Here is a 21,950-nt window from a genome sequence, read left to right as displayed (position 1 = left end):
GCCCGATCAGGCACCCGCCGCGGCGCGATGGCTGCGCCGCGCGTGGGCCGCGAGCAGGATAAGTGCGGCGGGCGTCACGCCCTCGATTCGGGCTGCCTGGCCGAGCGTACCGGGCCGCACCGTCTCGAGCTTCGCGCGCATCTCGTTCGACAGCCCGGCGATGGACGCGTAGTCGAGGCGGGCCGGCAGGATCACCGCCTCGTCGCGGCGGAAGGCCGCGATTTCGCCCTGCTGCCGGTCGAGATAGACGGCGTAGGTCGCGTCCGTGCGCAGGCGCTCGGCGACGCGCGGCGAGACCGCAGCGAGAGCGGGCCAGATCGCTGCGAGCCGATCCCAAGTGATCTCGGGGTAGGACAGGAGCTGGAAGGCGGTGCGACGGATGCCGTCTTGGTTCAGGGCGACGCCCTGCGCCCTCGCCTCGTTCGGTGTCAGGGTCAGCGCGTCGAGCCGCGCCCGGGCCGCCGCGAGCTCGGCCTGCGACTGCGCGAAATGCGCGCCGCGCCGCGCGCCGACACAGCCGAGGTCGAGGCCGCGCCCAGTCAGGCGCTCGTCGGCGTTGTCGACACGCAGCGACAGCCGATATTCCGAGCGCGAGGTGAACATGCGGTAGGGCTCGCTGACCCCGTGCGTGACGAGGTCGTCGATCATCACGCCGAGATACGACTCGGCCCGATCGAAGACTGCCGGTGCCGCGCCGCCCGCGAGCCGCGCCGCGTTGAGGCCGGCGACGAGCCCCTGCCCCGCAGCTTCCTCGTAGCCCGTCGTGCCATTGATCTGCCCGGCGAGGAAAAGGCCCGGCAGGCGCTTCGCCTGCAAGGTCGCGTCCAGCTCCCGAGGATCGACGTAATCGTACTCGATGGCGTAGCCCGGCCGCAGGATGGTGGCTCGCTCCAGCCCGGGTATCAGGGCGATGACGTCGCGCTGCACGCTCTCCGGAAGGGCGGTCGAGATGCCGTTGGGGTAGATCGTCGGATCGTCGAGCCCCTCGGGCTCCAGGAAGATCTGGTGGCCTTCCCGGTCGCCGAAGCGCACGACCTTGTCCTCGATGGACGGACAATAGCGCGGACCCCGGCTCGCGATGCCGCCGGAATACATGGGCGAGCGATGCAGGTTCGCGCGGATCGCGTCATGCACCGCCTGCGTGGTACGGGTGATTCCGCACTGGATCTGTGGGTTCGTGATCCGCTCGGTCAGGCTCGAGAACGGTACCGGCACGTCGTCGGCCGATTGCATTTCCAGGCCCGACCAATCGATGCTGCGGCCGTCGAGGCGCGGCGGGGTGCCGGTCTTGAGACGGCCGAGCGCGAAGCCGAGGCGATCAAGCGTCGCCGCGAGACCCACGGAGGGATCCTCGCCCATGCGACCGGCCGGCGTCCGCACCTCGCCGATATGGATGAGGCCCCGCAGGAAGGTGCCCGTGGTCAGCACGATCGCGGCGCAGGGGAGGGCTGAACCGTCCGAGAGGACGATGCCGGCGACGCGGTTATTACGAATCTCGAGATCGGCCGCCTCCCCTTCGACGATCGTGAGGTTCGGCGTCTCGGCCACCGCCTCCTGCATGGCGCGGGCGTAGAGCTTGCGGTCGGCCTGCGTGCGGGGGCCGCGCACGGCCGGTCCTTTGCGGCGGTTGAGCAGGCGGAACTGGATGCCGGCGGCATCAGCCACGCGCCCCATCAGACCGTCCAGCGCGTCGACCTCGCGGACGAGGTGCCCCTTGCCGAGCCCGCCGATGGCCGGGTTGCAGGACATCGCGCCGATTGTCGCCGCCTTATGCGTGACGAGGGCCGTGCGCGCGGCGAACCGGGCTGAGGCCGCAGCGGCCTCGACGCCAGCATGGCCGCCGCCTACTACGACGACATCGAAGGTGGGAGTGTGGAGCATGGCGGTGATTAGGGCCTACCTGCCGCCCCCGTCAACGGCGCGGCGGGCGATGTTTCACGTGAAACATTTTCTTCCTGCGCGAGCGGGACGGAACCGTTCAGCGCCCGGGGATTCGCTTCCCGGCTCACTTTCCAATGCAGAAGCCGGCAAAGAGGCGGTCGAGCATTTCCTCGACGCCGACATGGCCGGCAACCTCGCCCAAGGCGCGGATCGCGAGCCGGAGGTCCTCCGCCACGAGCTCCGGCAACGTGCCCTCCCCGTGCGCCAGGAGCCGGTCGAGATGCCCCAGGCAGCGCGTCAGCGCGTCGCGGTGCCGCTCGCGCGTGACTAGGGCGCTGCCGCCGAGCGCGGCTTCGGCCCGGGCTGCGATCGCGTCCAGCAGCGTGTCGAGGCCCGACCCGGTGAGACCGGAGACGGCAAGCTCGCCAGGCAGGGTTTCGCCGAGATCGGCCTTCGTCCGGACGAGCAGCGCGTGATCGCCGACCGGGCTGTCGGTGACGTCGGCCCCGACGGGCGACAGGTGAAGGACGAGGTCCGCCTGCGCCATCCGTACGCGCGTGCGCCGAATTCCCTCCGCCTCGATCGGGTCGACCGCCTCTCGTAGGCCGGCCGTGTCGACGAGGATGACGGGCAGGCCGCCAAGTTCGCAGCGGATCTCGATGGCATCGCGGGTGGTGCCGGGCAGGGGCGACACGATGGCCGCCTCGCGCCGGGCCAGCGCGTTCAGGAGGGTCGACTTTCCGGCATTGGGCGGGCCGGCCAGCACGACGGTGAAGCCCTCGCGAAGCCGCTCTCCACGGCGCCCGTCCGCCAGCGCCGCCGCGATCTCGGCCCGCAGGCCCGCCACGGCGTGGCGCAACTCGGCACTCAGGGCCTCGTCGTCGACGTCGCCCTCATCCGCGAAGTCGAGGGCCGCTTCCGTGCCTGCAAGATTGTCGAGCAGGCGCGCCCGCCAATCCGCCACCTGGCGGCCCAGCGCGCCATCGAGCTGTCGCAGGGCCTGCCGGCGCTGCGCCTCCGTCTCGGCCTCGATCAGGTCCGCGGTGGCCTCCGCTTCCGTCAGGTCCATGCGACCGTTGAGGAAGGCCCGCCGCGCGAAGGCACCGGGCTCCGCCGGCCAGCAGTCCGGGAAGGCGGTCAGCATCCGCAGAACGGCCGCCCGAACCGCGAAACCGCCGTGCAAGTGCAGCTCCGCCATGTCCTCGCCGGTGAAGGTCCCCGGGGCCGGCATCCAGGCGACGAGCGCGCGGTCGAGAAGCTCCCCCGTCGCCGGATCGCGCAAGCCACGCAGGGACAGCCGTCGGGGGGCGGGTAGGGCGCCGGCAAGGGCGGTGATCAGGTCGGCGCAAGCGGGTCCGCTGATGCGGATCACCGCGACGGCCGCCCGGCCGAAGCCGCTGGCGGGCGCGAAGATGGTGGTCCGGTCCGTGCTCATGCCGCGATCCGAAGACGGCGAACAAAGTGTTTACCTTGAGAAATCCTCAAGGCAACGCAATGCAGTAGCCGGTCGGGCATCGGCCATTAGGTGTTCATCGAGTCGAAGAAGTCGTTGTTGCTCTTGGTCTGGCGCAGCTTGTCCATGAGGAACTCGATCGCGTCGGTGACGCCCATCGGGTTGAGGATGCGGCGCAGCACGTAGGTCTTCTTGAGCGAGTCCGGCGGCACCAGCAGCTCCTCCTTGCGGGTACCGGAGCGGGTGATGTCGATGGCCGGGAAGATGCGCTTGTCCGAGACCTTGCGGTCCAGGATGATCTCGGAGTTGCCGGTGCCCTTGAACTCCTCGAAGATCACCTCGTCCATGCGCGAGCCGGTGTCGATGAGCGCGGTGGCGATGATCGAGAGCGAGCCGCCCTCCTCGATATTGCGTGCCGCACCGAAGAAGCGCTTGGGCCTCTGGAGCGCGTTGGCGTCGACGCCGCCCGTGAGCACCTTGCCGGAGGACGGCACCACGGTGTTGTAGGCGCGGCCGAGACGCGTGATCGAATCGAGCAGGATGACTACGTCGCGGCCGTGCTCGACGAGGCGCTTGGCCTTCTCGATCACCATCTCGGCGACCTGGACGTGGCGGGTCGCCGGCTCGTCGAAGGTCGAGGCGATGACCTCGCCCTTCACCGAGCGGATCATGTCGGTGACCTCCTCCGGGCGCTCGTCGATGAGCAGCACGATGAGGTAGCACTCGGGGTGGTTGATGGTGATCGACTGCGCGATGTTCTGCATCAGCACGGTCTTGCCGGTGCGCGGCGGCGCCACGATCAGCGCGCGCTGGCCCTTACCAATCGGCGCGACGATGTCGATGATGCGAGGCGAGAAGTCCTTCTTGGGCGGATTGTCGAGTTCGAGCTTGAACCGCTTCGTGGGGAAGAGCGGCGTCAGGTTGTCGAAATGGACCTTGTGCTTGATCTTCTCCGGATTCTCGAAGTTGATCGTGTTGACCTTGAGGAGCGCGAAGTAGCGCTCGCCGTCCTTCGGTCCGCGGATCGGGCCGTCGACGGTGTCGCCGGTGCGCAGGCCGAAGCGACGAATCTGCGTGGGCGAGATGTAGATGTCGTCGGGGCCCGGCAGGTAGTTCGATTCCGACGAGCGCAGGAAGCCGAAGCCGTCCTGAAGCACCTCGACGGTGCCGGCCCCGATGATCTCGACGTCCTTGGCAGCGAGCTGCTTCAGGATCGAGAACATCAGCTCCTGCTTGCGCATGGTCGAGGCGTTCTCGACCTCGACCTCTTCCGCGAAGGCGATGAGATCGGTCGGCGTCTTGGACTTCAGGTCCTGGAGCTTGACCTCGCGGCGCGGGTCGAGGCCGCCGACGACGGCCTCCTCGGCCGTCTGATCCGCGGATTCGGAGACATCGTGCTGTGGCGTCATGGGGAAATTGAAACCGACGAGGGCGGGAGCCGGGGGAGGGTCGTTCGAGGATCGCCGGGCGCCTTTGCGGCGCCTGTCATCGGAGCACTCGCGAGGAGCGCCACCGAGCATCGTCTTGGGAAAGCCTCAAGGCTTCCGGATGCAGAACGGCAACAAGGAGGGATTTTGTGATAGCGCGTTTCGCGGCTTCCCTCAAGCCCCGGTTCGGGACGCGGATGAGGCTAGGGATTTGGGCTGGTCGCGTAGGTCCGAGAGGATGGTTCGCGCGCTTCAAACCCCCATTGTCATTCCGGGGCGCCCCCCCCCCCGGATCTGGCCTTCGGCCAGTCCAAGGACAGGCTCCGGCGAGCCCGGAACCCAGAACCATAGGTCGAGATCCAGCCTGCATTTTCAGCGGTTCTGGGTCCCGGGCTCTGCTGCGCAGCCCCGGGATGACAAAGGGTGGGTTGATGCCCCGCGGTCCCCGCGCTTGCCGCCTTCCCCACGCCTGCGTTAGAGCCCGGCCTCCCCTCACCTCCGGACGCTTGCGAAGACCCATGGCCAAGGCCGAGACCCTGAAGCCCCGTCTGCCGCGCGGCTTCATCGACCGCCGCGCCGACGCGATCGCCGCACAGGGGCGGATGCTGGAGACGATCCGCCAGACCTTCGAGCTCTACGGCTTCGAGGCCCTGGAGACGCCCTTCATCGAGTACACCGAGGCATTGGGGAAATTCCTGCCCGACCTCGACCGGCCGAACGAGGGCGTGTTCTCGTTCCAGGACGACGACGAGAGCTGGCTCTCGCTGCGCTACGACCTCACGGCGCCGCTCGCCCGGCACGTGGCCGAGCATTTCGACGCGCTGCCGAAGCCCTATCGCAGCTTCCGCAACGGCTACGTCTTCCGCAACGAGAAGCCGGGCCCGGGCCGCTTCCGCCAGTTCATGCAGTTCGACGCCGACATCGTGGGCGCGGGCAGCGTCGCGGCCGATGCCGAGATCTGCATGCTGATGGCCGACACGCTGGATCGCCTCGGGCTCCAGGGCCAGTACGTCGTCAAGGTGAACAACCGGAAGGTCCTGGACGGCGTCATGGCGGCGATCGGGCTCGCCGGCGACGACAAGGCGGGACAGCGGCTGACGGTGCTGCGGGCGATCGACAAGCTCGATCGGCTGGGCGTCGAGGGCGTGCGCCAATTGCTGGGGCCGGGCCGCAAGGACGAGAGCGGGGATTTCACCAAGGGCGCGGGGCTCGGGGACGAGGAGGTGGGCCAGCTCGTGCAGTTCCTCGGCTTCGGGAAGGGCACCGAGGGGCCGGACGCGTCGAACGCCGCCTACCTCGGGGCCCTGACGAGCCTCTATCCCGAGGGGCTGGCGGCCGAGGGCGTCCGTGAACTCAAGGAGATGGCCGCGCTGGTCACGGCCGCGGGCTACGGACGCGACCGCATCCAGATGGACGTCTCGGTCGTCCGCGGCCTCGAATACTACACCGGCCCCGTCTACGAGGCCGAGCTGACCTTCCCCGTCACCAACGAGGCGGGCGAGACCGTGCGCTTCGGCTCAGTCGCGGGCGGCGGGCGCTACGACGGGCTCGTCGGGCGGTTCCGGGCCGAGCCGGTGCCGGCCACGGGCTTCTCGATCGGCGTCTCGCGCCTGTTCTCGGCCCTGCAGCTCGTGGGCAGCCCGCTGCTGGCAGGCGTGGACAAGCCCGGCCCCGTCGTCGTGCTCGTGCTCGATCGCGACAACATCGCCGACTACCAGCGTTTGGTCTCGACGCTGCGGGCGGAAGGCATCCGGGCGGAGCTCTATCTCGGCGGCTCCGGCATGAAGGCGCAGATGAAATACGCCGACCGGCGCGGTTCCCCTTGCGCGATCATCCAGGGCTCGAACGAGCGGGAGGCCGGCGAGGTCCAGATCAAGGATCTGATCGAGGGCGCTCGCGCGGCGGAGAGCATCGCCAGCAACGCCGAGTGGAAGGCCGCCCGACCGGCGCAATTCTCCGTGCCGGAGGCGGAGATGGTCGCGCGGGTGAAGGAGGTGCTGGCGCAGCATTTTCCGTAAGGCTCACCGGTTCGCCCGCGCGCCTCTCCTCCCCCTTGTGGGGAGGAGTGGGAGGTGGGGGTGGTTCCGCTGGCCTCCGCAGAGGGTCGCTCAGCTACACCCACCCTCGATCCCTCCCCACAAGGGGGAGGGAAGCGCGCCAGACCGACCCGAGCCCGAGGGAGCGGCTATCGGCGGCTCAACCCAAGCGCCGGATCATCAGGGTCGCGATGACGTAGGTCACGCGGGCGCCATCGGCGTCGAAGCGGCGGAGCAGGCGGCGGAGCGTGCCCGGTGTGTAGGTCGCGCCGGCAAGCGGCGTCTGCGCTCCGATCGCCCGCAGGGCGGCGAGGAAGGCCCGGCCGTCGGCATGGGTTTCCGCAATGGGGTCGAGCGACAGCCTCGTGGTGCAGCCCGGATAGCGCAGCGTCCCCAGTGCCTCGGCCGGCGGGTAGGCCGGCGTGCCCGCCGCGAAGCCGAGGGTCGCATGGGCCGCGTGCCACTCGCGAAACGTGCCCTCGGCGAGCGTCGCGACGGCGAGCAGCCCGCCCGGTGCCAGGAGGGCGGCGAGGCGCGCCAGGGCGCCCGGCAGATCCGCGAACCATTGCGCGGCGAGGCTCGAGCAGATCAGGTTGAAGCCCGGCGCGAGGCAGGGCCGCTCGCCGTCCATCACGAGGACGCGCAGGTCGGGATCGCCGGCGAAGCGCGCCCGGCAGCGGGCCGCCATGGCGGGCGCGATGTCCGAGGCGATCATCGGCCCCGCCTGCCGGGCGCGCAGGGCCGCGGTGAGCAGCCCCGTGCCGCAGCCGACCTCGAGGATGCGCGGCGCCGCGGCCAGCGGTTCGCGCGCGATCGCGGCGGCCAGCCGCTCGGCGGCCTGCGCCTGGACGAGGGCAGCGGCGTCGTAGCCCTCGGCGCCGTCGAAGGCGCGGGCGACCGACCGCTTCCAGGCAGGCAGGTTCGACGGGTGCATGCGCGAGGGCCTAGCCTGCGTACCGGCTATGCTCAAGCTGGGGCCGCGCGTCCGTGACCCTCCCACCTTTGTCATTCCGGGGCGCCCCCCGGATCTGGCCTTCGGCCAGTCCGAGGACAGGCTCCGGCGAGCCCGGAACCCAGAGATGCCGATGGTGCAGAATGGGCCTCGACCTATGGTTCTGGGTTCCGGGCTCTGCTGCGCAGCCCCGGAATGACAATCGTAGTGATCATATCCGTCCTAACGATCGCCGCCGCGACTACGAAACCGAGCCCACGCCCGCCCTCAACCCCCGCTCGATCATCGCCGCCACGGCCAGCGCTCGGCCGTCGTCGCCGAAGCGGGCGATCACCTGCACGCCCAGCGGCAGGCCGGGGCCTGGCACGGGGACGTTCACGCAGGGCACGCCCATCAGCGTCCAGAGCCGGTTGAAGCGGGGGCTGCCCGTGGACGCGAGTCCCGCCGGCGCGTAGCCCGGCGCGGAGAAGGTGAGGAGGGCGTCGTGCTCCGAAAAGACGTCCTTGAGCATGCGGCGGGCCTGGTGCGCCTGGCGCCGCGCCGCGTCGTAGCCCTCGGCGGTGAGGCCTTGCGCCGCGTCGAGCTGGGCCCGCAGCAGCGGCGTCAGCGCGTCCCGGTGCGCCGCGTACTCCCAGGCGAGCGCTTGGCGGGCCTCGTAATCCTGAACGATCGGATGGCAGCGCCAGGCCTCGGCGATGGCCTCAGGAAGCCCCAGGTCGGTCACGACGGCACCGAGGGCCTCCGCGGCGCGGCGCGCGGCTTGGAGGGCCTCCACGGCCTCCGGATCGGCCTCGCCGGCGAAGTCCTGGAGGACGAGCCCAATCCGCATCCCCGTCGGGCTCTCCTCGGGCAGGTCGATCCCCGGGCGGTCGGCGAGCAGGGCCAGGGCCCCTGCGACGTCGCGGATGCCCGCGCCGAACAGGCCGAGCGTGTCCAGCGCCCAGGAGAACGTCTTGATGCCGACCATCGGCAGGAGCCGGAACGAGGGCTTGATCGCGGCGACCCCGCAGAAGGCGGCCGGGCGGATCACCGAGCCGCCCGTCTGGGTGCCGAGCGCCAGCGGCACCATGCCCGCGGCCACCGCCGCCGCCGAGCCCGCCGAGGAGCCGCCGGGGGTGCGGGCGAGGTTGTGCGGGTTGCGGGTGGCGGTCGGATCGACGCTCGCGAAGGCGCAGGTCGTCATCTTGGCGAGCGGCACGGCGCCGAGCGCCCGCAGCCGGCTCACGATCGCCGCATCGGCCCTCGGCCGCCAGCCTGCGTAGATCGTGGAGCCCATCTGCGTGGGCAGGTCGGCGGTGTCGATGATGTCCTTGACGCCGACCGCGATGCCCGCGAGCGGTCCCCGCGTCGCGACGAGGGGAGCGTCGTGCCGGCAGACCAGCGCGCCGACCTCCGGCTCGCGGGCGGCGATCGCCTCCTGCGCCAGGCGGATGGCGCCTTCGGGCGAGAGGTCGCCGGCACTGAGCCGGGTGCGAAGATCGACGAGGGACAGCATGGGCCATGCAATCCGGCTCCCGGCGGCCTCTTGTCAACATGCGTCCACAGGCCGGCGGTGAAGTCTCGGCAGCGTTGACGCTCCGTTTACGCGACCCTTCGCATTGTCGCGACCATGTGGCGTCGCGTCTCTGCGTTCTCTGCCCTGGTGCTGTTCGGCGCAGGGCTCACCGGCTGTGCGCTCAACAAGTTTGAGCAGCGAGAGCCCTGGCGCGACCAGGCCGAGCAGGCCTGCCTGTCGAAGCGCCTGGTCGAGACCACCGAGTTCATCACGCCGGTCAAGGCCATTGAGGGCCCGGGCACCTGCGGCATGCAGCAGCCCTTCCGGGTGACGCGGATGGGCAACGGCGCCGTCGTCCTCAAGCAGCGCATGACGCTGGCCTGCCCGGCGCTGGCCGAGGCCGAGGCCTGGCTCGCCGACACCATCCAGCCCGCCGCGAACCTCTATTTCGGGCAGCCGGTGGCGGAGATCAACGCGGGCTCCTACGCCTGCCGCGGCCGCAACAACCAGGTCGGCGCCAAGCTCTCCGAGCATTCCTTCGGCAACGCGCTCGACCTCATGTCCTTCAAGCTCGCCGACGGCTACGTCATCACGGTGAAGGGCGGCTGGCGCGGAACGGAGGCCGAGCAGGGCTTCCTGCGCGAGGTCTTCTACGGGGCCTGCCAGCGCTTCACGACGGTGCTGGCGCCGGGCTCGGACGTCTTTCACTACGACCACATCCACGTCGACCTCGCCCGCCACGACCCGCGCGGCCTGCGCCGGGTCTGCAAGCCGATCCTCAAGTTCGAGTCGCAGCTCGGCGCCGGCGGCGTGCCGCGTCCGCTGTCGCGCCCGCCCGAGCGCCAGCCCGCAGCGCCTCAGGCCCCGATCGACATCGAGGAGGACGATCCCTACGGGCTCACCCCGATGTCCCAGCGCGGCGCCCCGCGCGGCGCGCCCTCGCAGCTCGCCCGGGCGCCGGCGCCGGCGGCACCCTCGGCCTACGCCTCGGCACCGGCCCGCGCCTACGCGCCTCGGCCCCCTGCGCCGCGCGTCGCCGATTACGGCGAGCCGGCACCGGGCTTCGCCGACGAGCCGCTTTCGCTGGCGCCTCCGGGGCCCGGGCCGATCTACTGACGGGTGAGGGGCCGGGGGTGTGCCCCCCATACCCCAGGCGGGCGCGAAAGCGCCGGCGCGCGCCATCCGCGGCTTGACACCGGCAGGGCAGGGGCCATCGTCCGGCGATCCCCAGGATTGCAGCGAGACCCCATCGTCATGCGCCCGAACCGCAGCCTCACCGTTCTCGCCCTCGGGCTCGCCCTCGCCTCGGCGCTGCAGCCGGCGCTGGCCCGCTCGGCCCGCGAAGAGATCACGCCCGGCGAGGAACGCGAGTTCCCCTTCGACGGCGACATCCCCGGCTGCCAGGACCCCGACGTGCTGGAGAAGATCTCGAACCAGTTCGCCGAGAAGGAGGCGAAGTTCTGGAACTCGTCCCTGACCATCGTCGCCTACGACCGCATCGAGCGGACCGCCTGGCGGCCCTGGGGATTGGACTTCTACCCCCGCCGGTTCTGCTCGGCGCTGGCCACCACCTCGGACGGGGTGCGCCGCAAGATCGACTACTCGGTGCGCGAGGGCCTCGGCCTGATCGGCGCGGGCTTCGGCGTCGAGTTCTGCGTGCACGGCCTCGACCGCAACCTCGCCTTCGCCTACGCCACGGCCTGCCGCGAAGCCCGGCCCTGATGGCGCCATTCGATCGCCGGGCGGTCGCTTCGGTCGCGTCACCCACCTGCTTTCCCGGACGGGCGGAGCGTCAGCGGAGTCCAGCACAGGAAACCGCGACGCGTCCGAACCCTTGCGCTGCGGGTCATGAGCCGCTGGCGCGGCAGGTCACGCGCTGGGTCCCGGATCGCCTTGCGCTGGCGCTCCAGGCGTCCGGGAAAGGGTGGCGCGGTCGATCGAACCCGATAGTTCGGGCGCGCGGCGCGCTTGCGGCGTGCCTCGTCGCCCTCGCGACCACGGGTGCCGCCGCCCAGGGCTCCGGCGGCGCGCCGGGGGATTTCGATTTCTACGTCCTCGCGCTCTCCTGGTCACCGAGCTACTGCGAGAGTGCCGGCGACCGCCGCGACGAGGGCCAGTGCCGGCCCGGCCGGGGGCTCGGCTTCGTCGTGCACGGGCTCTGGCCGCAATACCGGCGCGGCTTTCCCTCGAACTGCTCCGCCGTCGAGCGCGCGCCGACGCGGCAGGCGATGGAGGTCGCGGGCGCCGTCTTTCCGAGCGAAGGCCTCGCCCGCTACCAGTGGCGCAAGCACGGCACCTGCTCGGGGCTCGATCCGACCTCGTATTTCCGCGCGGCTCAGGAAGCGCGGGAGGCCGTGACGATCCCTGAGACCTTCCGCAACCCGGTCGCCGACCGCCGCGAGGCGCCGATCGAGATCGCCCGCCAGTTCGTCCTGGCCAACCGGGGCCTGCGGCCGGACATGATGTCGGTCGCCTGCACCCGGGGCCATCTGCAGGAGGTGCGGATCTGCTTCGCGAAGGATCTGCGCGGCTTCACGCCCTGCCCGGAGCTCGCCCGCCAGAACTGCCGGGCCGGGGAGATCGCGGTCGACGCCGCGCGTTGAGCGGGCATGAACTATCGCCACGCCTTCCACGCCGGCAACTTCGCGGACGTCCTCAAGCACCTCGTGCTCACCCGCGTGCTGGTCCACCTGCGCGAGAAGCCCAAGCCTTTCCGGGCCATCGACACCCATGCGGGCCTAGGCTTCTACGATCTGGCGGGCGAGGAGGCCGGGCGCACCGGCGAGTGGCACCAGGGCTGGGGCCGCCTCGACACGGCCTTCTCCGAGCCCGTGGAGGCCCTTCTCGCGCCCTATCGCGAGGCGGTGGCGGCGGCGAAGGCGCGCCACGGCGCGAGCACCTATCCCGGCTCGCCGGCGATCCTGCGCGAGTTCCTGCGCCCCGGCGACCAGGGCGTCTTCGTCGAGCTGCACCCGGCCGATGCGGAGGTTCTGCGCGCGCGCTACAACCGCGACCCACGCAGCAAGGTGATGCATCTGGACGGCTGGACGGCCCTCAACGCGCTGATCCCGCCCCCTGAGCGCCGCGGCCTCGTCCTGATCGATCCGCCCTACGAGGAGCCGGGCGAGATCGACCGGCTCGGAGCGGCGCTCGCCAGGGCGGTCGCGAAATGGCCGACCGGAATCTTCCTGGCTTGGTACCCGATCAAGGATCCCGCCCCCGTCGACCGCATGGCGGCGGCCCTCGACCGGGCGCTCGACCGGCCGGCGCTGCGCCTCGACCTGATGATCGACGCGCCCGACACGACCCGCCTGACCGGCAACGGGCTCATCGTGGTCAACCCGCCCTGGCGGCTCGCCGAGGAGGCGGGCCTGTTCCTGCCGGCGCTGGCGGAGCGCCTGGCGCGGGGCGATTACGGGGCGTTCCGCTGCGAGGCGCTCGGGGCGGCAGGGTAGATTACGCCGCCACCCGGCCCTCCAGCGGGAACACCTTGGCCGGGTTCATCAGCCAGCCCGGGTCGAAGACGTTGCGCACCCGCATCTGCTGCTCGAGGTCCTCCTTCGCGTACTGAAAGCGCATCAGCTCGCGCTTCTCGATGCCCACCCCATGCTCGCCGGTGAGGCAGCCCCCGACCTCGACGCAGAGCTTGAGGATCTCGTCGCCGGCGGCCTCCGCCTTCTGCAGCTCACCAGGCTTGTTGATGTCGAACAGGATCAGCGGGTGCAGGTTGCCGTCGCCGGCATGGAAGACGTTGGCGACGCGAAGGCCCTTCTCCGCGCAGATCGCCCCGATCCGCTCCAGCACCGGCCCGAGCTGGCCCGTGGGGATGGTGCCGTCCATGCAGATGTAGTCGGAGATGCGGCCCGTGGCGCCGAAGGCGGATTTGCGGCCCTTCCAGATGGCCGCGCTCTCGGCCTCGGAGCCCGAGATCCTCAGGCTCGTCGGGTTGAAGGCCTTGGCGATCTCGGCGATGCGCGCGAGCATGTCGCTGCATTCCCGGTCCGAGCCCTCGACCTCGATGATCAGCATCGCCTCGGCGTCGCGGGGATAGCCGGCCTGCGCGAAATCCTCGGTGATCAGGATCGCTTCGCGGTCCATGTACTCGATCGCCACGGGGATGATGCCGGCCGCGATGATCGCCGCGGTGCAGGCGCCGGCATCCTCCACCGAGGAGAAGCCGACGAGCGCCGGCCGCGCGCCCTCAGCGGCGCGCAGGATGCGCACAGTCGCCTCGGTCACGATGCCGAGCTGCCCCTCCGAGCCGCAGATGAGACCGAGCAGATCGTAGCCGGGGCTGTCGAGGTGGTCGCCGCCGAGCGCGACCACGGTGCCGTCGTTCATCACCAGGGTGACGCCGAGCAGGTTGTTCGTCGTCACGCCGTATTTCAGGCAATGGGCGCCGCCGGAGTTCATCGCGATGTTGCCGGCGATGGTGCAGGCGAGCTGGCTCGATGGGTCGGGGGCGTAGAAGAAGCCCTCGTGAGAGACCGCGCCCGAGATCGCGAGGTTGGTGATGCCCGCCTCGACCCGCGCGGTGCGGTTGGCGAAGTCGAGGTCGAGGATGCGGTTCATCTTGGCGACGCCCAGGATGATCGCGTCGCCCTGCGCGATGGCCCCGCCCGCGAGCGAGGTGCCGGCGCCCCGGGCCACCACGCGCACGCCGTTCCTGTGGCAATAGGCCATCACCGCCGAGACCTCCGCCGTGGTCGAGGGCAGCACCACGGCGAGCGGCATCTGGCGGTAGGCGGTGAGCCCGTCCGTCTCGAAGGCGCGGCGCTCGTCCTCGCTCGTCACCAGGGCCTCGGCCGCCACCAGGGGCTTCAGCCCGGCGATGATGGCATCGCGACGGGCGAGGATGTCGGGATCCGGGGTCGGAAAGGCGATCGACATGGGGCGTTCCTCCGCGGTTTTTCAGCATCCGCTCAGCTTGAGGCGATCATACCAGAAAGCGGGCTCCCGGCACGGGGGAGGGGGTGCGGCGTTCCCCCGTCAACGCGGGACCCTGCGCCTTCGTCCCCGATGGCGTCGTCGTGATCGGCAGACGGCTTCTTTTCGCCGCAAGGGACCTAATTGGCTCCGGAACGTTCTTACTCTCGACTTGTTCTAAAACGGCAAGCTCTGCCATAAGCCGAGGCGGCTGTCGCCGCCCAACGGAGGAAAGAAACGATGCGTCATCTCATCCTCGGCGCCGCATTCGCGCTGATGTTGCCCCTGTCCGCTCAGGCGCAGGACGCCGCCGCCGGCGAGAAGGCGTTCACCGCGTGCAAGGCCTGCCACGCCTTCGGCAAGAACGGCGTCGGCCCCAACCTCACGGGCGTCGTCGGCCGCAAGGCCGCTGCGGTGGAAGGCTACAACTACTCCGCCGCCCTCAAGGATTCGGGCATCACCTGGGACGAGGCGAACCTGAAGGAATGGCTCATCGGCCCCGCCACCAACAAGGTGAAGGGCACCAAGATGGTCTACCAGGGCCTCAAGGACGAGAAGAAGACCGCCGACGTCATCGCCTACCTCGCCTCGCAGAAGTAGGGCCGGCTCCGGTCCGTCCCCTCAATCAGGACAAAACACGACCCTCCCCCACGGGGGAGGGATGCAGGGCATCGGGATCGTTCCTGCACGCATGGCATCACGCCTGGCACGATGCCGCCCCGCGCAGGAGCGCCGGCGGCACGTCAGGCGGCGGCCTTGTAGGAGGTCCCCGAAAGCGCAGCGATGAGCTCGGCTTTCACAGGCTCGGCTCGCTCGTTGGGCACCTGACACGTGCCGGCGGCGTAGTGGCCGCCGCCGCCGTAGGAGAGGCACAGCGCTCCGACATCGACCTGCGAGCGACGGTCCAGAATCGATTTGCCGATCGCGAAGACGGTGTTCTGCTTCTTCAGGCCCCACATGACGTGGGCCGAGACGTCGCAATCGGGAAAGAGCGCGTACACCGCGAAGCGGTTACCCGCGTAGATGATCTCTTCGTCCCGCAGGTCGATGAGCGCGAGCTTGCCGTGCACGGACGTGCAGCGCTGGAGTTGCGCCGCGAAGCGGTCGCGGTGGCTCATGTAGAGGTCGACGCGCTCCTTGACGTCCGGCAGGGCCAGGACCTCCGCGATCGTGTGGTCGCGGCAGCGCTCGATCAGCTGCATCATCAGGTCGTAGTTCGAGATGCGGAAGTCGCGGAAACGCCCGAGCCCGGTCCGCGAGTCCATGAGGAAGTTGAGCAGAACCCAACCTTGCGGGTCGAGGATTTCCTCGCGGCTGAACTGGGCCGCGTCGGCCTTGTCGACCGCGGACATGAGCTCGTCGCTGATGCGCGGGAAGGCCGCCGCGCCATAGTGGCGGTACACGACGCGGGCCGCGGACGGCGCCGTCACATCGATGACGTGGTTGGGGAAGTCCCGCCCGGCATTGCGCGCGCCTTCGCTCGAGTGATGGTCGAAGGCGAGATGACACCCCTGGACGTAGGGCAGGTTGGTGATGATGTCGCGCTCCGAGATCGCGATGAGGCCGTCCTGCATGTCCTTGGGGTGGACGAACTTGATCTCGTCGATGAGGTCGAGTTCGCGCAGCAGCATGCCACAGACGAGGCCGTCGAAATCACTCCGGGTCACGAGGCGGAACTTCTGAGTGGGCATGGTCGGTCAGCTCTCCAAGGGCGTTGAAGCAGTGCCTGCGAGTGCTGAAGGTATTGTTATCGCTGCCCGCGGCATCGCGGAGCTTGGTTGAGATTCGATGTCCAAACTCGAGCGCGCGAATTGTAGGAGCCCGTCGCACGGAGCGTTCGAATCGACGTCGACAACGCTCATTCGGTCGGAACGACTTGGCCGGGACGACTTGGCTGGCGAACCGTAGGGAGTGGAGACCCTCGACTCGGATCTTGAGCGCTAGGCCTCGGCCCCCGCCCCGTCACCCGCCAGGTTCTCGTGGAGCGTGCCCCGCAGCGCGGCGAGGTGATCGAGGAGGGCGCGCCGGGCGTCGAGGTCGAGGCCCGTAAGCAGGCCCGCCTGTTCCGGGACGCAATCCATGCGCGATTGCAGCGCCCGGCCCTTCGGGGTCAGGAAGATGCTCACCTGCCGCTCGTCGCTGCGGTCGCGGGCGCGGCGGACATGGCCTGCCGCCTCGAGCCGCTTCAGGAGGGGCGTCAGCGTGCCGGAATCGAGGAACAGGCGGGTGCCGATGTCCTTCACCGTCAGCCCTTCCTCCTCCCAGAGGACGAGCAGGACGAGGTATTGCGGATAGGTCAGCCCGTGGCCGGCGAGCAGGCTGCGGTAGGCGCGGCCGAAGGCGTGCGCGGCGGCGTAGACGGCGAAGCAGAGCTGGCTGTCGAGGCTCTGCGGGTCCTGCGCCTGGGTCTTCCCCGCACCCGTCCGTGAATGTCGCGCCGCCGCCATCCGATTGAGCCCGTCCGATCCCTGGTGCCACGGCGGCTTTCGCGCGGTGACCCCGCATCTTACGGCAGAACGGGTTTCCCGTACAATCGAGCCCTCGGCCAAGCCGCCGGAAACAGGATTGTGCGCAATCGATATCCGTGCGATAAGCCGGATGGGTTGTGCGCAATCGGGTTGCGGCGACCGGCGGCCGGGGCTCGACCCCGGCCCGTTGCGGCCCATCTCAGGGTCGCGAGACGAATGCCAGCAGGAGATGACATGAAGGCCCTCTACACCACCCACGCCCACGCCACCGGCGGCCGCGAAGGCTCGGCGGCGACGCAGGACGGCACGCTCCAGGTGACGCTTTCCACCCCGAAGGAGCTCGGCGGCGGCGGCGGGTCGGGCACCAACCCCGAGCAGCTCTTCGCGGCCGGCTACGCCGCCTGCTTCCTCGGCGCGATCAAGTTCGTGGCCGCGCAGGACAAGGTGAGGATCCCGGACGACGCCAAGGTCGAGTCGTCGGTCGGCATCGGCCAGCGCGACGACGGCGCGGGCTTCGGCCTCGTCGTCACCCTCAAGGCCCATCTGCCCGGCATTGACCACGCCAAGGCGGAGGAGCTGGTCAAGCGCGCCGACGTGGTCTGCCCCTATTCCCACGCCACGCGGGGCAACATCCAGGTCGACATCTCGGCGGCTTGAGATCGCTTCGGATCGATCACCAGGGTTAGGGAGAGGCTCGCGAGGCTCTCCTCCCCCTTGGGGGGAGGGGACTTTCTCGCGTTTCACGTGAAACACACCGGGCCGCTCAGCCCGGCCCGGCTCCCTCACCCCGGCGCAGCAGGAACACGCCCTGCGCGCCGATCAGGTTCCAGACCCACCAGGGCATCGAGAAGCGCATCGGCCGTCCGCTCGCATCGAGCGCTGCCGCCCGCTCGATCCGGGCCCCCACCACCCGGCACAGCCCGACGAAGTCGCGGATGGTGCAATGGTGGATGTTCTGGGTCTCGTACCAGGCCTCCGGCATCAGCTCGGTCACCGGCATGCGCCCGCGCAGGGCCAGCTCCGCCCGCACCCGCCAATGCCCGAAATTCGGGAAGGAGATGACCACCTGCCGCCCGATCCGGAGCAGGTGCTCCAGCACGATACGGGGGTTGCGCGTCGCCTGGATGGTCTGGGACAGCACCACGACGTCGAAGGCGTCGTCGGGGTAGTTCTCCAAATCGGTGTCGGCGTCGCCCTGGATCACGGGGAGCCCGCGGGCGAGGCAGGCATTCACGCCCTCGCGGGAGAGCTCGATGCCGCGCCCGTCCACGCCCCGGCGGTCGCGCAGGAGCGCCAGCAGGGTGCCGTCGCCGCAGCCGATGTCGAGGACACGGGCGCCGGGCGGCACCAGTTCGAGGACCGCGATGTGATCGACGCGGGCGCCGTCCGAGCGGGGGATCGCTTGCGCCGCATCCCAGGGGGTGACGGGCGCGTTCATGGCTGTCCCCTCACAGGCCGCGGGCCCGGGCGGCGGCGTCGATGAAGCCCCGGGCCGCCGAGAACATGGCCGGCTCGTCGAGCAGGAAGGCGTCGTGGCCCTTGTCGCTCTCGACCTCGACGAAGGCGACGGGCGCGGAGGCCGCGTTGAGCGCGTGCACGATGGCGCGGGAATCGGCGGTCGGAAAGAGCCAGTCCGAGGTGAAGGACATGACGCAGAACCGGGTCTTGGTGCCGCGAAAGGCGTTGGCCAGCACCCCGCCGCCATCGGCCGCGAGGTCGAAATAGTCCATCGCCCGGGTCAGGTAGAGGTAGGCGTTGGCGTCGAAGCGCTCGACGAAGCTGAGGCCCTGGTGGCGCAGGTAGCTCTCGATCTGGAAGTCGGCGTTGAAGGAGAAGGTCGGGGCCGAGCCGCCCTGGAAGCGGCGCCCGAACTTCCGGTGGAGCGCCGGCTCCGACAGATAGGTGATGTGCGCGCCCATCCGGGCGACCCCCAAACCCTTGGCGGGCCGGGTGCCGGCCTCGAGATAGCGGCCCTCGGCCCAGGCCGGGTCGGCCATGATCGCCTGCCGCCCGACCTCGTGGAAGGCAATGTTCTGGGCCGAGTGCCGGGCGCCGGTGGCGATGGGCATCGCCGCGAAGACGCGGTCCGGAAAGCTCGCCGCCCATTGCAGCACCTGCATCCCGCCCATCGAGCCGCCGATGCAGAGGAACAGGTCCGGGATGCCGAGACGATCGAGCAGCATCGCCTGGGCGCGGACCATGTCGCGGATCGTGACGAGGGGGAAGTCGAGGCCGTAGGGGTGCCCCGTCGCCGGATTGATCGAGGCCGGGCCCGTCGAGCCCATGCAGCTCCCGATCACGTTCGAGCAGACGACGAAGTAGCGGTCCGTGTCGATGGGCTTGCCCGGCCCCACCAGCGTCTCCCACCAGCCGGGCTTGCCCGTGAGGGGATGGGTGTGGGCGAAGTGCTGGTCGCCGGTGAGCGCGTGGCAGATCAGGACCGCGTTGGAGCGATCCGCATTGAGGGTGCCGGCGGTCTGGTAGGCGATCTGGAACGGGCTGATCTGCACGCCGGCATCTGTCGCCAGCGGCTCGTCGGGGCCGAACAGGGCGACGGGGCTCTTGGGGTCGGCCGCCTGCGAGAGCTCGGCCGCGGGGCCTGTCTCGACGGGACGGTTCGCGATCAGGTCGGCGGCGGTGTCCATAGGGCGTCTTAACGGGTCCGGGCGCTCGGCGGTCGCGACACCCGGATGCCACGATTGGGCGTCTTCGCCCGCGCAATTCGGCTACCAGCAGTTAGTCCGCGCCCCTGCCTGCGTCAACGAACGCGGGCATCGGGTGGGGAGCGGTTTGGAGAACGAGGCGCTCTTCCTGTCTGCGTCCGACCCGTTGCGGAAGTTCGGCTCGCGACGGCTTTGCGCCAGAAGCGGACGTCCATCGCGCTCCTGCTAGCCGACCAGTGCGTCCGTCGACCCAAGGTGGTTGGGGTTCACCCGCCGCGGACGGGCCGGAACGCGACGACCCGGTCTGCTGCATCCTCCTGCTTCAGGCAGCCCGCGACCGCATCGGCCAGATCGGCCTGCTGATAGGGCTTGTTCAGCCGGGGCAGGGCAAGGTGGCTGTCCAGCGCCACCTCCGCATAGCCGGTCGCCAGCAGGATCGGCATGCGCGGCCACTCGGCCCGGATCGCCTCCGCGAGGTGCAGGCCCGTCATGCCCGGCATGGCGTAGTCCGTGATTATGAGATCGACCTTGCGGCCCCTTCGCAAGAAGGTCAGCGCCTCCTCTCCGGACGAGGCCTCGAGGACCACATGCCCGAGGTCATCCAGCATCGCCGCCGTGTTCGCCAGGACAAGGGCATCATCATCGATCGCCAGAACCGTCAGCGAGGGCGTCGCAGCGCCCGCCTTCTTGCCTGCCTCAGCCGCGATCTCGCCGGGCTCCTCTCTGGCCTCGGCAAACGGAAGCCACACCTCAGCGGTCGTGCCCACGCCGACACGGCTCTCGAGGACAAGGGCTCCACCGGACTGCTCGGCGAGGCCGTGCACCATGGAGAGCCCCAGCCCCGTGCCCTTGCCGACCCCCTTCGTCGTGAAGAACGGCTCCATCGCTCGCCCCAGGGTGGCCTCGTCCATGCCCGTGCCCGTGTCCGATACGGCGAGGCAGACGTACTTGCCCGGTGAAAGACCACTCACTTGGTCCGTTCCGACCGCCTGCTCGCGTGCGCTGATCGTGATGATGCCGCCATTGGGCATGGCGTCCCGTGCGTTCACGACGAGGTTTAACAGCGCCAGCTCAACCTGGTTGGCGTCCGCATAGGCGTAGGCCAACCCCAGGGGAAAGTGGGTCTCGATCTGCACCTGCGGGCCGATGGAGCGGCGAAGCAGGTCCTCCATGCCCCGCACGAGATCGGGGGCGCAGATCCGCTCGGGCCTCAGACTCTGCCGCCGTGCAAAGGACAGCATGCGCTGGGTCAACGAGGCTCCACGCTCAGCCCCCTGGATCGCATGCTCGACGAGGCGCGTGAGCCGGGGGTCGTCGGGCAGGCGCTTGCGCAGCAGGTCGAGGTTGCCGATCACCACGGCGAGCAGGTTGTTGAAGTCGTGCGCGATGCCGCCGGTGAGGCGTCCCACTGCCTCCATCTTCTGGGCCTGCCGCAGCGCCTCCTCTGCGCGTCGTCTGGCTGTCACATCGACGAGGCCGCCGAGCGCGCGCAGGAACCGGCCCTGCGCGTCACGCTCAACCTGCGAGGACAGGAGAACGTCCAGAGGCTCGCCGCGATGGGTCACGAAGCGGTACTCGGCGTCGCGAAGCGCGCCGCTCGCCAGGAGCTTCGGCCAGTCCTCCTGAACGCGGCGGCGCGCGGATTCCCCGCTCATGAAGTTGATCAAGGGGCGACCCACAACGCTCTCGCGCGGGTAGCCGAGAAGATCGAGCCACGCCTCGCTGACCTCCTCGACGCGGCCCTCGGCATCGAGGGCGTGCAGCGGCAGCGGGGTCTTTCGGTAGAGCGCGCGGAACTGCTCCTCGCTCCGGCGCAAAGCCAGGGCCTCCCGCTCGGCCAGCACAGCGAAGCGGCGGTCGAACATGGCCGCGATCAGCGAGAGGAAGAGGATGAGGAACGTCGTGGCGGCGACGGCGAGGGCAAGGTTGGTCTGGCCGATGCTGGCATAGCCATGCCCGCCGTCGGTCACGCCGTGAGCGGTGAACGACGCGGCATACATGGCCGTGTAGTGCATGCCCGAGACGGCCATGCCCATCACCCCGGCGGCGACGAGCTTCTGAACCAGCCCCGTGTTCTTGAAGGCGAGCCAGAGCGCGATGGTCGAGGCTCCGACCGCGATCAGGATCGAGACGGCCACCCACGGCGCGTCGTAGCGCAGGGACGCGGGCACGTGCATCGCGGCCATGCCGGTGTAGTGCATGGCCGCGATGCCGATGCCCATGAGAAGACCGCTGGCGGCGAGCGCGAAGCGGCTGCTCGTGGGCCGGTTCACGACGGCAAAGCCGATTCCGGTCACCGCCACGGGCACGATCAGTGACAGGAGCGTGAGGCCGAGGTCGTAATGCGCCTCCATGCCCGGCATGCTGAAGGCGAGCATGGCGACGAAGTGCATGGCCCAGATGCCACCGCCCATCGCCAGGGCGGCGGTCGCGAGCCACGCGCGTGCTGCCCAACCTGTTGCGGCACGGATGCGGCCTGCGAGATCAAGGGCGGTGTAGGAGGCGACCGTCGCGATCAGGATCGAGAGGGCGACGAGGGTGCTGTCGTGGGCTCCTGTGAGGGACATCCTAGCCTTCTCGCATGGGCGCGAAGCGGCTGCCCAGGCAGACCTTAGGAGGCTTCCTGGAACCCTCCAAGCGACCGGGCAT

Annotated in this window: 18 protein-coding genes; 7 read left to right on the top strand and 11 right to left on the bottom strand. The window is 69.9% G+C overall.

The features are described from left to right. Positions 1–6: 6 nt before the first annotated feature. The 3 genes from mnmG to rho all read right to left on the bottom strand — a co-directional run bounded on the left by mnmG (position 7) and on the right by rho (position 4,743). Entirely contained in the window at positions 7–1,881 is a 1,875-nt protein-coding gene (mnmG, locus tag MFF55_RS05690) for a tRNA uridine-5-carboxymethylaminomethyl(34) synthesis enzyme MnmG (protein WP_238243111.1), read from the bottom strand. A 124-nt stretch (positions 1,882–2,005) separates the two neighbouring features. Continuing rightward, positions 2,006–3,316: a tRNA uridine-5-carboxymethylaminomethyl(34) synthesis GTPase MnmE gene (gene mnmE, locus MFF55_RS05685; RefSeq protein ID WP_238243110.1), complete on the bottom strand. Its 1,311-nt coding sequence runs from the start codon at positions 3,314–3,316 to the stop codon at positions 2,006–2,008. A gap of 86 nt (positions 3,317–3,402) precedes the next feature. Next, on the bottom strand, positions 3,403–4,743 hold the full coding sequence (rho, locus tag MFF55_RS05680; protein ID WP_238243109.1) for a transcription termination factor Rho: 1,341 nt from the start codon (positions 4,741–4,743) through the stop codon (positions 3,403–3,405). Positions 4,744–5,279: 536 nt separating this feature from the next. Between rho and hisS the strand changes: the two genes are divergently transcribed. Next, positions 5,280–6,779: a histidine--tRNA ligase gene (hisS, locus tag MFF55_RS05675; RefSeq protein ID WP_238243108.1), complete on the top strand. Its 1,500-nt coding sequence runs from the start codon at positions 5,280–5,282 to the stop codon at positions 6,777–6,779. A 178-nt stretch (positions 6,780–6,957) separates the two neighbouring features. Here the strand turns inward: hisS and MFF55_RS05670 are convergent, their stop codons facing one another. Together MFF55_RS05670 and MFF55_RS05665 are read right to left on the bottom strand one after the other, a co-directional pair. Beyond that, the gene (locus MFF55_RS05670; RefSeq protein WP_238243107.1) at positions 6,958–7,731 is read right to left on the bottom strand and encodes a methyltransferase domain-containing protein; all 774 of its coding nucleotides are present in this window, start codon (positions 7,729–7,731) and stop codon (positions 6,958–6,960) included. 259 nt (positions 7,732–7,990) lie between these two features. Beyond that, on the bottom strand, positions 7,991–9,244 hold the full coding sequence (locus tag MFF55_RS05665; protein WP_238243106.1) for an amidase: 1,254 nt from the start codon (positions 9,242–9,244) through the stop codon (positions 7,991–7,993). Positions 9,245–9,358: 114 nt separating this feature from the next. Between MFF55_RS05665 and MFF55_RS05660 the strand changes: the two genes are divergently transcribed. From MFF55_RS05660 to MFF55_RS05645, 4 genes are all read left to right on the top strand, one after another. Continuing rightward, complete coding sequence (locus MFF55_RS05660) at positions 9,359–10,360, top strand: extensin-like domain-containing protein (RefSeq protein ID WP_238243105.1); 1,002 nt, start codon at positions 9,359–9,361, stop codon at positions 10,358–10,360. A gap of 138 nt (positions 10,361–10,498) precedes the next feature. After that, positions 10,499–10,966, top strand: coding sequence for a hypothetical protein (locus tag MFF55_RS05655; protein WP_238243104.1), 468 nt, complete (start codon positions 10,499–10,501; stop codon positions 10,964–10,966). 224 nt (positions 10,967–11,190) lie between these two features. Next, positions 11,191–11,847 carry a ribonuclease T2 family protein gene (locus MFF55_RS05650; protein WP_238243133.1) on the top strand — a complete coding sequence of 219 codons (657 nt, stop codon included), beginning with the start codon at positions 11,191–11,193 and terminating at the stop codon, positions 11,845–11,847. A 6-nt stretch (positions 11,848–11,853) separates the two neighbouring features. Next, on the top strand, positions 11,854–12,699 hold the full coding sequence (locus MFF55_RS05645) for a 23S rRNA (adenine(2030)-N(6))-methyltransferase RlmJ (RefSeq protein WP_238243103.1): 846 nt from the start codon (positions 11,854–11,856) through the stop codon (positions 12,697–12,699). Between the two features lies 1 nt (position 12,700). Here the strand turns inward: MFF55_RS05645 and MFF55_RS05640 are convergent, their stop codons facing one another. Further along, the gene (locus tag MFF55_RS05640; RefSeq protein ID WP_238243102.1) at positions 12,701–14,134 is read right to left on the bottom strand and encodes an FAD-linked oxidase C-terminal domain-containing protein; all 1,434 of its coding nucleotides are present in this window, start codon (positions 14,132–14,134) and stop codon (positions 12,701–12,703) included. Between the two features lie 276 nt (positions 14,135–14,410). Here MFF55_RS05640 and MFF55_RS05635 point away from each other — a divergent pair, with 276 nt between their 5' ends. Next, a complete protein-coding gene (locus tag MFF55_RS05635; protein WP_238243101.1) occupies positions 14,411–14,770 on the top strand; it encodes a c-type cytochrome in 360 nt (119 codons plus the stop codon). 143 nt (positions 14,771–14,913) lie between these two features. Here the strand turns inward: MFF55_RS05635 and MFF55_RS05630 are convergent, their stop codons facing one another. Continuing rightward, positions 14,914–15,861 carry an exopolyphosphatase gene (locus tag MFF55_RS05630; RefSeq protein WP_238243100.1) on the bottom strand — a complete coding sequence of 316 codons (948 nt, stop codon included), beginning with the start codon at positions 15,859–15,861 and terminating at the stop codon, positions 14,914–14,916. A 249-nt stretch (positions 15,862–16,110) separates the two neighbouring features. Further along, positions 16,111–16,617, bottom strand: a complete 507-nt coding sequence (locus MFF55_RS05625; RefSeq protein WP_238243099.1) for a MarR family winged helix-turn-helix transcriptional regulator — start codon at positions 16,615–16,617, stop codon at positions 16,111–16,113. A gap of 255 nt (positions 16,618–16,872) precedes the next feature. Between MFF55_RS05625 and MFF55_RS05620 the strand changes: the two genes are divergently transcribed. Beyond that, on the top strand, positions 16,873–17,295 hold the full coding sequence (locus MFF55_RS05620; protein ID WP_238243098.1) for an organic hydroperoxide resistance protein: 423 nt from the start codon (positions 16,873–16,875) through the stop codon (positions 17,293–17,295). A gap of 106 nt (positions 17,296–17,401) precedes the next feature. On the opposite strand, the gene metW is transcribed toward MFF55_RS05620, so the two are convergent. The 3 genes from metW to MFF55_RS05605 all read right to left on the bottom strand — a co-directional run bounded on the left by metW (position 17,402) and on the right by MFF55_RS05605 (position 21,868). Then, the gene (metW, locus tag MFF55_RS05615) at positions 17,402–18,076 is read right to left on the bottom strand and encodes a methionine biosynthesis protein MetW (RefSeq protein ID WP_238243097.1); all 675 of its coding nucleotides are present in this window, start codon (positions 18,074–18,076) and stop codon (positions 17,402–17,404) included. A gap of 10 nt (positions 18,077–18,086) precedes the next feature. After that, entirely contained in the window at positions 18,087–19,283 is a 1,197-nt protein-coding gene (gene metX, locus MFF55_RS05610) for a homoserine O-acetyltransferase MetX (RefSeq protein ID WP_238243096.1), read from the bottom strand. A 284-nt stretch (positions 19,284–19,567) separates the two neighbouring features. Then, positions 19,568–21,868: an MHYT domain-containing protein gene (locus MFF55_RS05605; RefSeq protein ID WP_238243095.1), complete on the bottom strand. Its 2,301-nt coding sequence runs from the start codon at positions 21,866–21,868 to the stop codon at positions 19,568–19,570. Positions 21,869–21,950: the final 82 nt, after the last annotated feature.

Origin of the sequence: Methylobacterium iners (assembly GCF_022179305.1) — a bacterium.
GTDB classification, from domain to species: Bacteria; Pseudomonadota; Alphaproteobacteria; order Rhizobiales; family Beijerinckiaceae; genus Methylobacterium; species Methylobacterium iners.
Note: the sequence above shows the minus strand (reverse complement) of the source record. Positions and strands in the feature narration are given on the sequence as shown.

Bases quoted from the DNA above. Each gene is read 5' to 3' on its own strand.
- hisS (WP_238243108.1), top strand. From the start codon at position 5,280: ATGGCCAAGGCCGAGACCCTGAAGCCCCGTCTGCCGCGCGGCTTCATC.
- metX (WP_238243096.1), bottom strand. From the start codon at position 19,283: ATGGACACCGCCGCCGACCTGATCGCGAACCGTCCCGTCGAGACAGGC.
- rho (WP_238243109.1), bottom strand. From the start codon at position 4,743: ATGACGCCACAGCACGATGTCTCCGAATCCGCGGATCAGACGGCCGAG.
- MFF55_RS05620 (WP_238243098.1), top strand. From the start codon at position 16,873: ATGAAGGCCCTCTACACCACCCACGCCCACGCCACCGGCGGCCGCGAA.
- MFF55_RS05640 (WP_238243102.1), bottom strand. From the start codon at position 14,134: ATGTCGATCGCCTTTCCGACCCCGGATCCCGACATCCTCGCCCGTCGC.
- mnmE (WP_238243110.1), bottom strand. From the start codon at position 3,316: ATGAGCACGGACCGGACCACCATCTTCGCGCCCGCCAGCGGCTTCGGC.
- MFF55_RS05605 (WP_238243095.1), bottom strand. From the start codon at position 21,868: ATGTCCCTCACAGGAGCCCACGACAGCACCCTCGTCGCCCTCTCGATC.
- MFF55_RS05670 (WP_238243107.1), bottom strand. From the start codon at position 7,731: ATGCACCCGTCGAACCTGCCTGCCTGGAAGCGGTCGGTCGCCCGCGCC.
- MFF55_RS05625 (WP_238243099.1), bottom strand. From the start codon at position 16,617: ATGGCGGCGGCGCGACATTCACGGACGGGTGCGGGGAAGACCCAGGCG.
- MFF55_RS05660 (WP_238243105.1), top strand. From the start codon at position 9,359: ATGTGGCGTCGCGTCTCTGCGTTCTCTGCCCTGGTGCTGTTCGGCGCA.
- MFF55_RS05665 (WP_238243106.1), bottom strand. From the start codon at position 9,244: ATGCTGTCCCTCGTCGATCTTCGCACCCGGCTCAGTGCCGGCGACCTC.
- mnmG (WP_238243111.1), bottom strand. From the start codon at position 1,881: ATGCTCCACACTCCCACCTTCGATGTCGTCGTAGTAGGCGGCGGCCAT.
- MFF55_RS05645 (WP_238243103.1), top strand. From the start codon at position 11,854: ATGAACTATCGCCACGCCTTCCACGCCGGCAACTTCGCGGACGTCCTC.
- metW (WP_238243097.1), bottom strand. From the start codon at position 18,076: ATGAACGCGCCCGTCACCCCCTGGGATGCGGCGCAAGCGATCCCCCGC.
- MFF55_RS05630 (WP_238243100.1), bottom strand. From the start codon at position 15,861: ATGCCCACTCAGAAGTTCCGCCTCGTGACCCGGAGTGATTTCGACGGC.
- MFF55_RS05635 (WP_238243101.1), top strand. From the start codon at position 14,411: ATGCGTCATCTCATCCTCGGCGCCGCATTCGCGCTGATGTTGCCCCTG.
- MFF55_RS05655 (WP_238243104.1), top strand. From the start codon at position 10,499: ATGCGCCCGAACCGCAGCCTCACCGTTCTCGCCCTCGGGCTCGCCCTC.